General features: G+C 57.2%; 15 protein-coding genes. 7 read left to right on the plus strand and 8 right to left on the minus strand.

Translation table 11 applies throughout. The features are described from left to right. Positions 1-7 precede the first annotated feature (7 nt). Positions 8-850: a uroporphyrinogen-III synthase gene (locus AC6IY8_RS04015; RefSeq protein WP_497777407.1), complete on the plus strand. Its 843-nt coding sequence runs from the start codon at positions 8-10 to the stop codon at positions 848-850. Positions 851-880: 30 nt separating this feature from the next. Here AC6IY8_RS04015 and msrA read toward each other — a convergent pair whose 3' ends face one another. Then, positions 881-1426: a peptide-methionine (S)-S-oxide reductase MsrA gene (msrA, locus tag AC6IY8_RS04020; RefSeq protein WP_497777408.1), complete on the minus strand. Its 546-nt coding sequence runs from the start codon at positions 1424-1426 to the stop codon at positions 881-883. Positions 1427-1741: 315 nt separating this feature from the next. On the opposite strand from msrA, the gene AC6IY8_RS04025 reads away from it, so the two are divergent. Next, positions 1742-2824 carry a dihydrodipicolinate synthase family protein gene (locus AC6IY8_RS04025; protein WP_497777409.1) on the plus strand — a complete coding sequence of 361 codons (1083 nt, stop codon included), beginning with the start codon at positions 1742-1744 and terminating at the stop codon, positions 2822-2824. Between the two features lie 83 nt (positions 2825-2907). Here the strand turns inward: AC6IY8_RS04025 and AC6IY8_RS04030 are convergent, their stop codons facing one another. Further along, positions 2908-3762, minus strand: coding sequence for a ferritin-like domain-containing protein (locus AC6IY8_RS04030; protein ID WP_497777410.1), 855 nt, complete (start codon positions 3760-3762; stop codon positions 2908-2910). 340 nt (positions 3763-4102) lie between these two features. On the opposite strand from AC6IY8_RS04030, the gene AC6IY8_RS04035 reads away from it, so the two are divergent. Both AC6IY8_RS04035 and amrS read left to right on the plus strand, forming a co-directional pair. Further along, a complete protein-coding gene (locus tag AC6IY8_RS04035; protein WP_497777411.1) occupies positions 4103-4423 on the plus strand; it encodes a rhodanese-like domain-containing protein in 321 nt (106 codons plus the stop codon). A 94-nt stretch (positions 4424-4517) separates the two neighbouring features. Continuing rightward, positions 4518-5543 (plus strand): AmmeMemoRadiSam system radical SAM enzyme, encoded by a 1026-nt coding sequence (gene amrS / locus AC6IY8_RS04040; protein WP_497777412.1) that lies wholly within the window; start codon positions 4518-4520, stop codon positions 5541-5543. Positions 5544-5546: 3 nt separating this feature from the next. Here amrS and purU read toward each other — a convergent pair whose 3' ends face one another. From purU to AC6IY8_RS04065, 5 genes are all read right to left on the minus strand, one after another. After that, on the minus strand, positions 5547-6419 hold the full coding sequence (purU, locus tag AC6IY8_RS04045; RefSeq protein WP_497777413.1) for a formyltetrahydrofolate deformylase: 873 nt from the start codon (positions 6417-6419) through the stop codon (positions 5547-5549). 182 nt (positions 6420-6601) lie between these two features. After that, complete coding sequence (locus AC6IY8_RS04050) at positions 6602-8647, minus strand: multicopper oxidase family protein (protein WP_497777414.1); 2046 nt, start codon at positions 8645-8647, stop codon at positions 6602-6604. A 333-nt stretch (positions 8648-8980) separates the two neighbouring features. Beyond that, positions 8981-9181 (minus strand): hypothetical protein, encoded by a 201-nt coding sequence (locus AC6IY8_RS04055; RefSeq protein WP_497777415.1) that lies wholly within the window; start codon positions 9179-9181, stop codon positions 8981-8983. A gap of 172 nt (positions 9182-9353) precedes the next feature. Continuing rightward, positions 9354-9554, minus strand: a complete 201-nt coding sequence (locus tag AC6IY8_RS04060) for a cold-shock protein (RefSeq protein ID WP_497777416.1) — start codon at positions 9552-9554, stop codon at positions 9354-9356. Between the two features lie 227 nt (positions 9555-9781). Then, positions 9782-10225, minus strand: coding sequence for a DUF1059 domain-containing protein (locus AC6IY8_RS04065; RefSeq protein WP_497777417.1), 444 nt, complete (start codon positions 10223-10225; stop codon positions 9782-9784). 143 nt (positions 10226-10368) lie between these two features. On the opposite strand from AC6IY8_RS04065, the gene AC6IY8_RS04070 reads away from it, so the two are divergent. Further along, a complete protein-coding gene (locus AC6IY8_RS04070; RefSeq protein ID WP_497777418.1) occupies positions 10369-10608 on the plus strand; it encodes a hypothetical protein in 240 nt (79 codons plus the stop codon). A 172-nt stretch (positions 10609-10780) separates the two neighbouring features. On the opposite strand, the gene glmU is transcribed toward AC6IY8_RS04070, so the two are convergent. Continuing rightward, positions 10781-12217, minus strand: coding sequence for a bifunctional UDP-N-acetylglucosamine diphosphorylase/glucosamine-1-phosphate N-acetyltransferase GlmU (gene glmU / locus AC6IY8_RS04075; RefSeq protein ID WP_497777419.1), 1437 nt, complete (start codon positions 12215-12217; stop codon positions 10781-10783). 70 nt (positions 12218-12287) lie between these two features. Between glmU and AC6IY8_RS04080 the strand changes: the two genes are divergently transcribed. Together AC6IY8_RS04080 and AC6IY8_RS04085 are read left to right on the plus strand one after the other, a co-directional pair. Continuing rightward, positions 12288-13571 (plus strand): MFS transporter, encoded by a 1284-nt coding sequence (locus AC6IY8_RS04080; protein ID WP_497777420.1) that lies wholly within the window; start codon positions 12288-12290, stop codon positions 13569-13571. 148 nt (positions 13572-13719) lie between these two features. Next, positions 13720-13902 (plus strand): hypothetical protein, encoded by a 183-nt coding sequence (locus AC6IY8_RS04085; protein WP_497777421.1) that lies wholly within the window; start codon positions 13720-13722, stop codon positions 13900-13902. Positions 13903-13905: the final 3 nt, after the last annotated feature.

Genomic DNA, 13905 nt, shown 5'->3' on the forward strand with positions numbered 1-13905 from the left:
GGCAGTTATGGGAGACATCGAGAACAAGGCGTCAACCGGACCTCTGCAAGGTTGGCGCATTCTCGTCTCCCGCGCCAAAGACCAGTCTGGAGCACTGTCATTAGGGCTGAGGGAACTCGGCGCGACAGTGTACGAAATTCCATTCATAGAGATTCGACCGCCCCGCTCCTACAAATGTCTGGATGAGTCGCTGAAGCTGGTGGCTGAGTACGAATGGCTGATCCTGACGAGCGTCAACGGCGTTCGGGCGATGTTCGACCGCATGGCGCTGCTGAATATTCCCAAGCGTGTGCTTGCACACCTGAACATTGTGGCGATTGGTCCGGCGACACGGAAGGCAATCGAACAAGAGGGTCTGAAGGTCGCGGTGACGCCGAAGGAGTATGTCGCGGAGTCTGTGGTGGAAGCACTGGCCGACAAGATTCGAGGGAAACGCGTGCTGTTGTGCAGGGCAAAAATTGCGCGCGACGTGATTCCTCGCGAGATACGGCAGATGGGTGCGTTCCTGGACGTTGTGGAAGCGTATGAGACGGTAATTCCGCAGTCTTCACGAGTGGAGTTGCGGGCGGTGTTGCGCGATCAGGCAAGGCGTCCACACTTCATTACATTCACGAGCGCGTCAACGGTGAAGAACTATGTCGCGTTGCTTGGTATCCGCTCGGGAAAATCGAGACTGGTGGAAGGCGTGCTCAACGCATCCATCGGTCCGGTGACATCGGAAACACTGCGGCAGTTCGAGCTGAATGTCGATGTACAACCGGCGGAATACACGGTTCCCGCGCTGATCGACGCCATCGTGAAGCGGGCGACTTCGCAGCAATCCGCTCCCGAAGCCGCCGCGGTCAATTAACAAGTCCCGACAAATCTGAAGCAATCTGCTCTAGCTAGCGCGTTTGATGCGTTCGGAGTATTTTGCCCGCACCTTGGCGACCTTGGGCGCGACGGCGAACAGGCAATAGGGCCGGTTTGAATTGTTGGCGAAATAGTTCTGGTGGTAGTCCTCGGCTTTCCAGAATGTGCTCGCGGGCTCGACGGCCGTGACGATGGGACCGTCGAAGACGTCTTTTGCGGTGAGATCGGCGATGACACGCTCGGCGTCCTGTCGCTGAGTGTCGTTGGCGTAGAAGATTACGGAGCGATATTGCGTGCCAACATCGTTGCCCTGACGGTTGAGCGTAGTGGGATCGTGAGCAGTGAAGAAGACTTCGAGCAGCTCTGAATAGGAAATCAAAGAGGGGTCGAATTCGACACGCACGATTTCAACGTGTCCGGTGTTGCCGGCGCAGACCTGCTCGTAGCTGGGGTGGTCGAGATCGCCGCCCATATATCCGCTTTCAACGCGGACTACGCCATCGAGCTGTTGCAGAGCGGCCTCTACGCACCAGAAACAACCTCCGCCCAAAAATGCTGTCTGTGTAATGGACATACGGAATTGGATGCTTTAGCCCTGCGAACGGTGCGCGGGGAGAGGTGAGAAAGCTTTGGTTATCTCCTCGATAGAAAGAATGAATTTCACAACCGGATGATAGTTTGCGATGCTGTGTTTGCGGCCGATACGGTTTCTTGAATCGGGCGGCCATGGATAGCTTGGACCTCGTTGTGCGGGTCACTCATTCTTCCCCTGAATTGTTCCACTTCGCCCGGCCCCGATGGCCGGGTTACTTTTTTGTGGCGAGCGGCTGCGGAACGCGCACGGTTTGCACTGTGATGCGGCGGACTGCTTGCACTACAATGAAGTGTCATGTTGCTTAACGGAATCTTTGCCGCCATCACTACGCCTTTCTACTCCGACGGACGTGTTTACCTTAAAAAGCTTGAGCATAACGTCGATCGCTACACAAAAGGACCCATCGCGGGAGTCGTTGTACTGGGATCAACCGGCGAGGCCGTGATGCTCGACTGCGAAGAGCAGCGCGAAGTGCTTCGCGCGGCGATCACGGCGGCGGCTCCGGAGAAGGTGATGATTGCCGGCTGCGGGCATGAGTCGGTGCGCGAGACTATTGAGTCGTGCGAACTTGCAGCGTCGCTCGGATATGACGTGGCGATGGTGCGCACGCCGCACTTTTACCGCTCACAGATGACGGCTCCGGTGATGCTCAATTACTTCCGGACGGTGGCCGACAAATCGCCGATACCTGTGGTGCTGTACAGCTTTCCGCAGTGCACGGGGTACGATCTGCCGGTGGAAGTGATTGCTGAGCTGGCGGAGCATGGCAATATCATCGGCATCAAGGAATCTTCAGGCGACCTGGCGAAGGTGGAGCGGATGGTGCAGAAGACGCGCCATGTGAAGCGACAAGCGCGCGTGACTCACGAGTTCCTGCCGGTAACGGGGCGCATGATTCAGAAGGCAACTGCGGCGCCGGTGGGAGAGCTGGTCACGGCTGGAGCTCTGGCGGCCACGGCTTCAAAAGCGGCGGCAACACAGGCTCCTTCATCATCGGCGGTGCAGGTGATGGGGAACCTGCGCACACGTTCGAAAGAGGTGGGATTCCAGACGCTGGCAGGATCGGGACACAAGATTCACGCGTTGCTGAAGGCGGGCGCGGTGGGTGGCATCCTGGCGTTCGCGGCGTGTGCGCCGACGGCTTGCTATGAGATTTATGCAGCGTTCAAGGACGACGACCAGAAGCTGGCGGCGGAAAAGCAGCAGCGCGTTGAGGCCGCATGCATTCGCATTGTGAGCGAACTGGGAATCGCCGGAGTGAAGTATGCGTCCGACCTCAACGGCTTCTATGGCGGGAATCCGCGGCTTCCGCTGCTGCCACTTACGGCGTCGCAGCGCGAGGAGATTGATGGGCTGATGGTGGAGTTAAAGAGCTAGGTTTCAAAGTTTCAAAAGTTTCAAGGCTGGCAAGGTTGCGGGGAATTAAGGGCAGGAATTCGATTCCTGCCCTTTGTGTTGGATTAGGCGATGCGGTTTTTGCGCTGCTTTTCGAGGACTTTGGGTGAGCGGTTGGTGCCCTGCATGCCGCCCTCGTTGACGTGATCGGCTGCCTCGCTGTCGTCGGCTTCGGCGGGTTGGGTGCGGCGGTTCATGGGCCGTCCGCCGACGCCACCAATGGCTTTGCCGGGGGCTTCGGACTCGCCTTCGAGTCGCAGACGGTCTTCGCGATGATCGGCGAGGGCGCGCTCAACGAGAGTGAATTCTTCCGGCGTCTCGGGCTTCACCGAAGAACTCTGAGCGCTTTCATCGATGCCGGGAGCTTCGCCACGACCTTCTCCGGTGCGCGGATCGACGACGAAGAGTAGTTCGCTTAATTCGTCGGCGTGATCCTCTTCCTCGGCCTTGATGTGTTCGAAAAGTGAGCGCGTGGTGGGGTCCTTGAGGCCGAAGTGCTCGATGATGCGCTGATAGACATCGATTACCATGCGTTCGGCGATGAGATCTTCGCGGATCATGTCACCAAGTGACTCGCCTTCGACATAGTGGGCGACGGAACGCTCGACGAGTGTTTTGGGATTGAAGTCAGGCTTTCCGCCGAGTTGCTGGATGCGCTCGGCAATTTCGTCAACGTGCTCGCGCTCTTCGTCGGAGTGCCGCTTGAAGGTTTTCGCCACGCTGCGGCCGTGCACTCCGGAAGCCATGAAGTAGTGGTGCTGGTAGCGGAGCACGCAAACAATTTCGGTGGCGAGTGCCTCGTTGAGAATGGAGACTGCCTGATCTTTGTCGAGTTTATAGGACTCGGTGACAGCACCGTCTTCCAGTTTGCGCATTGCGCGCTGACGAATCTCTTCGACGTCTTTGATGAAGCTGGCCATGAATTCTGCCTCTCGGGAAAGGTTGGGAGAACGAGTTCGAAGCGGTTTCTGAACTCATTTTCGGTTTTTGTTGCGCAAAATTGAGCGCGAGATGCCACAGGGGCGGCAATGCTATGCTCTAAATATGTCGCGCGATGCAGAAGCTCCGGATACACCGTGTGGGTGTACAAATTGCTACCGGCTATTTACCTATGCAGAGATCGAAGATTTCTGGGATGAGGGCGAAACCCCCGTTTGCCCATGTTGCGGTGCAGATAATGTAGTGATTTCCACGCCGGACATGGTTGTGGACGAGCACTGTCTATTTGCAATGCGCAAGACCTATTACTGAGCCAACTCTATGGACTACGAGATTACGCCGCAGGATGTGAAGAAGCTGCAGGACAGCAAGGGTGACATCGTGCTGCTTGATGTGCGCGAAGGATGGGAACGGCAGACGGCGAGCATTGAGCCGAGCGAGCATATTCCGATGGCAGAGATTCCGGCTCGGATGCAGGAACTCGATCCTGACCAGCACATTGTGGTGTATTGCCATCATGGAGCACGTTCGCTCTCGGTAACGGACTGGCTGCGCAAACAGGGCTACGATCTGGTGCAATCGATGGCTGGCGGAATCGACAAGTGGTCGCAGGAGATCGATCCCAAGGTGTCGCGCTACTAGCAGGTTTGCGCGCCAGCGCCGATTTGAACGCCAGCGAAGCCGCGCGCATCTAGATATACGCAAATCAGGGTGCAAAAGCTTCAAGGTGTTTGCGATGGCTACCACGGTTCAACATGCTGCACGCTGGTGGGAGACGCTGCCGGATGGGCGTATCCACTGCTACCTGTGTCCTCGTCACTGCCACATCGGAGAAGGCCAGCACGGGTTCTGCTTCATTCGCGAGAATGTAGGCGGGGAGCTAGTGCAACTGGGCTACGGCAGGCCAGCTTCGATGGCCATCGATCCGATTGAGAAGAAGCCACTGTTTCACTTCTATCCCGGGTCGCCGATCCTCTCGATGGGGACGGCGGGCTGCAACCTGGGATGCCAGTTCTGCCAGAACTTCGACATCAGCAAAGCACGCACGGTGCAGCACGGTTCGGGGCATATGTCGCCGGAGCAGATCGTGGGTCTGGCGATTGCCCATGGTTCGCCTTCAGTGGCATTTACCTACAATGAGCCGACGATCTGGGCGGAGTTCGTAATCGATATTGCGCAGGCTGCCCATGAAGCAGGGCTCAAGACGGTGATGGTATCGAATGGATACATCACGCGAGAACCATTCTTCGAAGTCTATCAGCACATCGACGCGGCGAACATCGACATCAAGGGATTTACGGAGAACTTCTACAGCAAGATCACGTTGTCGCACCTGACTCCGGTGCTGGATGTGCTGCGCTGGCTGAAGAATGAAACAAACGTCTGGTTCGAGATGACGAACCTGATGATCCCCGGGCTGAACGATGCTCCGGAGGAAACGAGTCAGCTCTGCGAGTGGATATTGAGAGAGTTGGGAGACGAGGTTCCACTGCACTTCACAGCTTTCCATCCGGACTACAAGATGCTGGATCGCGAGCGCACGCCACCGGAGACGATTCACAGGGCGAGAAAGCTGGCGCAGGAACGCGGATTGAAGTACGCGTACGAGGGGAACATCATCACGCCGGAGGGCGGGAATACGGTGTGTCCGGGATGCGGACGCACGATCATCAGGCGTAGCTGGCACGCAGTGGAGCAGTGCGACGTAAGGCAGGGGCAGTGTGTGCACTGCCAGACGGCGATTGCGGGAAGATTCGACTAGAGATTAGTCGAACACCACGGTCTTCTTGCCGTAGAGCAATACGCGATTTTCGAGGTGCCAGCGAACGGCACGCGAGAGCACGACCTTTTCGAGGTCGCGGCCTTTCTGGATCAAATCTTCCACAGCATCACGATGGGAAATGCGAACGACGGCCTGCTCGATAATGGGGCCGTCGTCGAGTATCTCGGTAACAAAGTGGCTGGTAGCTCCGATCAGTTTTACTCCACGCTCGAAAGCCTGATGGTAGGGACGGGCTCCGATGAATGCGGGCAGGAACGAGTGGTGGATGTTGATGATCTGGTTGGGAAACTCAGCGAGGAACGCGGGGGAGAGAATCTGCATGTAACGCGCGAGCACTATGACATCGCACTGGTGTTCGCGAAGGAGCGCAACCTGCTGCTGTTCGGCCTCTCGCTTGGTGTCGCGGGTGACGGGGAGGTGGACGAAGTTGGCTTCGTAGAACTGGGCCATGCTTTCGCACGCTTTGTGATTGGAAAGCACGACGGGGATGTCGCAGTCGAGTTCTCCGGCGCGATGGCGGTACAGGAGATCGGCGAGGCAGTGGTCGTATTGCGAAACCATGATGGCCATGCGCGGGCGGCGCTTGCCCTTTGCGAGACGCCACTGCATAGAGAAGCGCTCAGCGATGTGAGAGAACTCGTCCTGCAACTCATCGAGGGTGACATCCATTCCGGCAGGGTCGAACTCGACACGCATGAGGAAGAGGTTGGTTTCGGCATCGCGATGCTCGTCGGCGTGGAGGATGTTTCCGTTATGGCGGAAGACGAAGTCGGAGATGATCGCAACCAGGCCTCTGCGATCGGGGCAACTGATCAGCAACACTGCGGAACGGCTATTCTGCGCGGGAACAGACAAGGGTGCACTCACTCAGTTTTGGGGTATGAAGATGAGTGTACCACTAGGGGTGGGTGAAACAGGGTATCTCGCAGTTGGTCCATGAGGGAGGGTAGGCGTCGCCTGTTTGCCCGCCAGGTAACTCACGTCATGGTGAGGTGGTGAGTTACCTGGCGATGATGCGGTGCTAGTCGGGTCGCCTGTTATGGCAGGTAAGGAACGACGCGAATGTGAGCCATCATTCCTCCATCTTCGTGCTCCAGGATGTGACAGTGGTACACGAAGTCTCCTACTTGGCTGAAGGGAATCTGCACTGCGACGGGGGCGACGGTGCAAGCTCCCGAACGCCAGGTGGCGATACTTCCATCGCAGCCATCACTCCCATGCGGCACCGGCACGTTATCCATCAGCGCCCCGGCCTCCACTCCGCTGGTCGCAGGCGTGACCACCTTGAACTTCGTTTGGTGAATATGGAAGTTGTGATCCTCTGACGCAACGTTCACAAGTTCCCATCCTTCCGTTACAGGCATGTTTCCTTTCGCCAGCGGCAGACAAACGTTGATGAACGTGTGATCGAAGGCAGTGATGTCCTCAAACGTGCCCGGAACCGGATTTCCGTTGGCATCGAGTTCTTCGTAACCTAATCCAAAGCCGTCCGGGTTATCCGCGGGAACTCCAAAGAAGATTCGGCGCTTATGTCCCGCCGCCAGTGCATTGCAGGCCGGGCTCGGAATTTCCGAAGGCGCCGACAATGATGCAAGGTGCTGGTGGAGGCTGATGGCCTGTTTCCTCGGCAGCTCTGCAGCGATCGCGTTTGCCTGGCTCAGCGATAGTTCGTCCGGGTGTGTTCCGCCGGAGATTCGCGCCTCGGAGCTTTGCATGTGATGCATGGTGTGCTCTGCTCCGGCGACGTTTACCGTGTCGTGAATCGCGCCGTTGCCCTTCTTGAAGGTGACATGCATCAAGCGCGCAGCCGGCCAGTCATCGGCATCTGCGCCGGTGGAATAAGAGTAAGTCACAAGCGAAGCGGAACGAGAAGACTCGGCTTGCCGCGATGACACCCAGATCTCCACTCGCGCAGACGGCATCATGCGAATTCTCGTCGCGCAGATTCCTTTTCCGTTCTGGCACGGTTGCGGCTTGATCTTTCCCTTCAGCCGCTCGCTAAGTACAGAGAGAGGGCTGGATGAATCCACGGCAACGCCGTCGATTGCCAGCACCTGAACCTCGAGATCTTTTCCGTGGTCATCATCCTGCAGTGCGAGCTCATAGCTTCTGCTGCCTGAGGCATTTGTCAGCCTCCAGACCTCGCCCTGGCCTCGGGCCACGGCAACGGAAGGATAGACCTGGCCGTTCACGGTAAAGAACCATTTGCCGCCAATGGTGCCTGCGGAATCGCCCTGAGCTTCTTCCGCTCCCACGCAGAAGCCGTTCCGAGGCGGTTCGCCGGGTTGCGGGTCGGCATTGCAGAAGGAGGGATCTTCCTGCGACAGCACCTGGCTGCCCGGGAGAATCTGAATGTCCTTCAGTGTCAGGTGGCGTATGTTGCCAGACCGCACGTTCATGTTGTCGAAGGGCGAGCCAATCGTAATGATTCCTGCAAGCCCATACGAAATCTGATTCAGAGCGAGTCCATGTGCATGTGGGTGTATCCAGAACAGGCCGGATGGGTGGTCTTTTGGCACGTAGATGTCATAGTCAATGGGCTTGTCGGTGTAATCCATGCCGGCATGTTGCATCTCAGGTAGTTTCCCGCTGGGATACGAGAGCACGTAGATGTAGTCGCCGTATGTGGGGTCGGACTCGGTGGCGCGCCGCGGTTCTACGATCAGGCCGTGAGTGTGCAGGTTTGTAGGATTATTCTCCAGCATTTCCCCCATCGGGCCATCGACATGTTCACAGTCCGGGGGCGCGGGAGGAAGCTGATTAACAAGCCGGATCTTGAGGTGGTCTCCGGGCTCGAGTTGCAGACGCATTCCGCCGTATTCAGAAGCCGTCGCGGATCCGGCCGGACAGGAGTCGCCAATGGCGTCCTTCTTGTAGCAGACCTCGTACACCCACGCATTCGGCGTGAACTGTCCCAACGTAATCTGTTTCGGCTTTGCAAGGATCAGGATGTCCAGTTCATGCCTCGTGCTATGAAACGTTGGGAGCTCTCTCAACTCTTCCAGCGCCCAACCGAAAGGGACAGTTGCAACGAAAACCGCTAACGACAGCAGGCCGAGAAGCACTCTTTTTCGAGACATCATCCCTCCCTCACAAGACAACTTCTGAGAAGCTGTTTTGGTTCAGAGAAGATGTATCTTTTTTCCGAGAGGATGTATCTTTTTTGCTCAACGAAACGACGGCGGAGTCGGTGAACAACTGCAAGATCACGGGTGTAGCACGAACGTGGGTTATTGAGTTGCAGGAGGGGCTGGAAAGGGCGAGTCGCGCGTTAATTCGCTGTTCTGAACTGGAAAGGTCAAGCACCAGCGTGGGGGGAGTTGTAATCTCCCCTGCTGATGTCGCTCTTGCACCACTTGTATTCGGGCAAGGCTGCCCGAATGCTACTGACTGACTAAGCGGCGCTGGCAGCGGGTCTAGTTGAAGTCCTCAAAGGATAGCGCGATTGGCTGGCCGTCCTCGTCGTACTGAATGACAGGTTCACCGCCACGCTTGGTGGGTTCGACCTGTTTCTGCTGTTTGCGCTCTTGCATCTTCTGCGCTTTGTCAGCACGCTTTTCCTGACGAGCGCGCTCTTTCGATCGCTTTGTGAAAGTCGTTCTTGAGTTTCCTGCCATTCATACTCCAGTCGGTGTATTCGAGTAGTCGATTGCGGTGATAAAAAGCGCAATCTCTCTATCTATTTGATGATGTCTGAGTTCTTGCAGGAGGATTTTATCTGACGTCCTCAGCACGAAAATAAAGGGCAGCCGTCCGGCCACCCTTCGCAGAGCTATTCGACCGCAAGTCTTAGAGAATCGATACGTTCTCTGCTTGCAGGCCCTTCGGGCCCTTGACGACGCTGAACTGCACAGCCTGACCCTCGGGGAGGCTTCTGAAGCCGTTCGCCTGAATCGCTGAGAAGTGCACGAAAACATCCTCGCCAGTCTGGCGGGTGATGAATCCAAATCCCTTTGCGTCGTTAAACCACTTCACTGTTCCTTGTTCCATGATGATGCTAATTCCTTTGTGATTTGAAGTGAGTCGGAGGGATTTATAAGGAGAAAGGTGTTCCGAAAGGCGCTTGGTTGTTCGCTCTCAGGGCGATTCTGCCGCTGCATCCATCCAATTCAGATGCTGTAAGAGCGTAACAGCTTACGCAGCCTGTGTATATGCCTGAACGCAAATTGTTTCTCAGGCTCTCCACGAGCCCCGAGATTCGTGGGGGTGAAGAGGGGCTAGGCTGCACGTTTTTGGATGGAGCGGCGGACATTGGCCAGTTCTTTCGGGGTGAACTCGCTTTTTCCGTGTGCTTCGCGGGCGTGGGCGCGCATGTAGCCCAAGAGTTCTTCTTCGGTGTTTCCGGTGACGCTCCATTCACACTGTGGTTGGTCGCAATGGAGGCTGCGGTCTCGAGACGATCCGGCGCCCTGGGCAGCGGGGTTCTGCGCCGTTTCGTTCTGCGGATATGAGGTATGGCGAGGATCGCCCGGGCCATTGGCATCGGGGCTAGAGGCGGCGGGATTGTTCTGTCCCACCTGCGCGCGCTTCTCGTCAGGCGTGCTACCCCATCCGGAGGTGCCGGTGGAGGGCGCAGAGGGATTAATGCCGCCGCCGGACGATTGGACGTTAGGGTTGTTGCCGGGATTGGGCGTATGTTCCTCGGGTTTCCTGGTGCTCATCTCTCCTCCTGCACTTGGGGCGAATATCTACGATGCGAATTTGCAACCGCGGGGATGATTCGCCTTCGTTTGACGAAGAACTGACGCAAGTTTGCGCATCCGCTGCGGCTTCAGCTACATCGAAACTGGAGGATAGGAGAGATATGGCGGATCATCACGCGCATCACGCTACGCACGGAATGGGAGAAACACTTGTGGGGATCACACGCGATCCGGTGCTTCGACCGATTGGGATCCTGATGATCATCGTGGGCGGATTATGGGGATTCTTTGTGGGTATGGCCGCAGAGGCGGGAACCTACAAACAGCCTATGGCTGCAGGAGCGTTGATCCTGCTGGGGTTGGTGCTGGCAGGACTAGGGAAACCGGCAGAGCAGATCTAGAGGGCTGTGAAGACCTCTCGGGGAGTGGGGGCATAGGGATCCTTCGCCTGCGGCTCAGGATGACACCGTAGCAGCAAAGGCAAAAGCAAGAGCAAGGTCAACTGCCCGTGTAAAGCAGACTGAAGGCCGAGGAATGATTCCTCGGCCTTTTGTGTGACGTCTTTCTTCGGAGCTACTTGGGTTGCGACTGCTTCTTTCGCTTTTGAGCTTCGAGGCGAGCGCGCTTCTGGACTGCCCAGCCTTCTTTGACCAACTGCTGCGGACGAGTGAGGCCGAGTGAGTCGTTGGGAACGTCGGTGGTGATGCAGGAAGCAGCGCCGATGTAGGCTCCGTCGCCGACATGGACGGGGGCGACCAGGGTGGTATCGCTGCCAATGAAGGCGCGGGCTCCGACGATGGTTTTGTGTTTGTTCACGCCATCGTAGTTGCAGGTGATGGTGCCGGCGCCGATGTTGGTGCCCTCGCCGATCTCGGCATCTCCGAGGTAGGTGAGGTGATTGGCTTTGGCACCACGGGCGAGTTTCGTCTTCTTGGTTTCAACGAAATTTCCGACGTGGGCTTCGGGGCCAATTTCGCTGCCAGGGCGAATTCGTGAGTAGGGTCCGATGATGGCGGCCTGCTCGACAGCGGAATCGTCGGCGATCGTGCCCTGATTGATCTGGACGCCGTTGGCCACGTGCATGTTAGTGAGCACGGAAAAACTGCGCACGACGCAGTCTTCGCCAATGGTAGTGTTGCCGAGCAACTGCACAAAAGGCTCGATGACAGTATCGGTGCCGACCTTCACTGTGGCGTCGATGAGGACCGTCTCTGGCTTGTAGATGGTGACACCATTGTCCATGAGTTCGTAGGCTTTGCGTTCGCGCAGGATGGAGTCGAGGTGCGCGAGTTCGCGACGGGTGTTCACACCGAGCACTTCGTTGGCGTTGGGAGTGTGCAGGGCAAGAACGGGTTCCTGATCGCGTTGAAGGATGGAGGCAATCTGGGTGAGGTAGAACTCGCCGTGAGGATTGTCGGTGGAGAGCTGATCGATGCGCGCGAAGAGTTTGGGGACGTTGAAGGCGTAGATGCCGGAATTGATTTCGCGAATATCGTTCTGCTCGGGAGTGAGCTGCTTCTGCTCGACAATGGCCTCGACGCTGTCGGTGCTCTTTCCATGAACAACGCGGCGCACAATGCGTCCGTAGCCGAAAGGATCGGGTGGCTCGGCTGTGAGGATGGTCATAGCAGCGGAGTTGTCGATGTGAAAATCGCGGACGGCGGCGATGGTGGTGGAACGAATGAGCGGCACATCTCCGCTGAGAACGAGAACGTGGTCGTAGCCGCGCAGGGCTTCGCGACACTGCATGAGCGCGTGTCCGGTGCCGCGCTGCTCGCGTTGCTCCACGAACTGCGTTCCGAGGGGAGCGATTTCGGTGCGCACGCGTTCGGCTTCGTGTCCGACGATGCAAAAGATGTCGGAAGGCGCGACGATGCTGCTGGCGGCGCGGATAACGTGCGAGAGCAGGGGCAGTCCGGCGATGCGGTGCAACACCTTGGGCAACTTCGACTTGAGGCGGGTGCCTTTGCCCGCGGCGAGAATAGCGATGGCAAACTTTGTATTCGGCATGTGCGTTTATTGTAAAGCAGCGGAATACGTGTGACGCGAGATAGACGGATCAGGAGATAATTCGCGGCACATGAGGCATAGCGAAGCCGCGCGGGCGTTTGCTCGTGCGAAGATAGTGACAGAGGTTTTCTCGCGCGGACAGATGAACACGCTTCATCGGGTATTCAAAGCTTTTCATTACCGTGATTTTCGGCTGATGTGGTTTGGGGCCTGCATGTCCAGCATTGGAAGCTGGATGCAGATCGTGGCGCAGGGCTGGCTGATCTACAGGTTGAGCCACTCGGCATTTCTGCTTGCGCTCGATCAGTTTCTCGGCGGCATCCCAATATTTCTCTTCTCCCTCATTGGCGGAGTGGTGGCGGACCGCGTGGAGCGGCGCAAGGTCCTGCTGGCGTCGCAGTATGTGCAGATGGGGAGCGCAGCGCTGCTTACGGTGCTTGTGGCGACAGGGTATATCCACGTCTGGCACATTCTGTGTCTGTCCTTTGTCTCGGGGCTCGCGCAGGCTTTTGGCGGACCGGCGTACCAGGCATTGATTCCGACGCTGGTAGAGCGCGAGGACATGCCGAATGCGATCGCGCTGAACTCGATTCAGTTCAATATGGCAGTGACGATCGGGCCTGCACTAGCGGGTATCACGCTGGCGCGACTGGGCGAGAAATGGTGCTTCGGACTGAACGCGGTTTCGTTCGTCGCACCGGTGATTTCGCTGCTAATGATTTCGACACGGTTTGTGCCGACGGCCACGACTGAATCGATATTTGGCAGCTTGAAGCAGGGCATTTCATTTGTGCGAAAGCAGGAGTCAATGGGGGCGCTGATCATTCTGGCGTTCTGCATGACGATGCTGAGCATGCCGATGAGAACCTACATTCCTGTGTTCGTGAAAGATATATTCCACCGCGGGCCTGAGGTTTACGGAAGCCTGCTGTCGTTGATGGGCGTCGGGTCGATTATGGGCTCGCTGATGATTGCGAGCCGGGGAAACATCAGGAACAAGGGATACATCGCGCTGGTGATGATGATGTGCCTCGGCGCGGCCATTGCGGGGTTTGCGGTGTCTCGTTCGCTGCCAGTGAGCTATACGATGCTGCTGGTGGTGGGCGGATCGATGATGGCAGTGTTCGCCACGGTGAACTCGCTGGTGCAGTTGATCACAACGAACGAGATGCGCGGACGCGTGATGAGCGTGTACAACTGCGCGTTCCGCGGCGGAATGCCGGTGGGCAACCTGATCTCGGGATGGCTCGTACCGTTTATGACCGCTCCGGTGGTGGTGGGGATCAACGGAGTGCTGCTGATTATGCTGGCGATGTATTTCATGCTGGTTCACAGGCGCGTGGCGGCACTGTAAACAGTCCTGATCTGAGACCCCATTCCACTTTGGGGATGAAGATCGTTTAAGACTGCTGATCCAATTCATTGAGCTGAGAAAACGTTCGTATTACGGGTGGAAACGAGATATGCATTGCGTATCGCTTGCGTGCCCGGAGGTAGGACGGATGTTTGCGCTCGACTTAGATAAGCTGCAATCACATGAAAAGGAACTGAACGCGGTATCAAGGCTTGAGACCTCGATTCCGAGCGGGGAAGTGCTGCTGATGTTTTTCCGCGAAGGACAGGGCTGGTCAGACCGAGCGTTCATCGAGAGCCTGCCGGCTTCGGATTTCGCAAAGCATCAGTAGCGA

The sequence above is a fragment of the Koromonas soli genome (assembly GCF_059726265.1).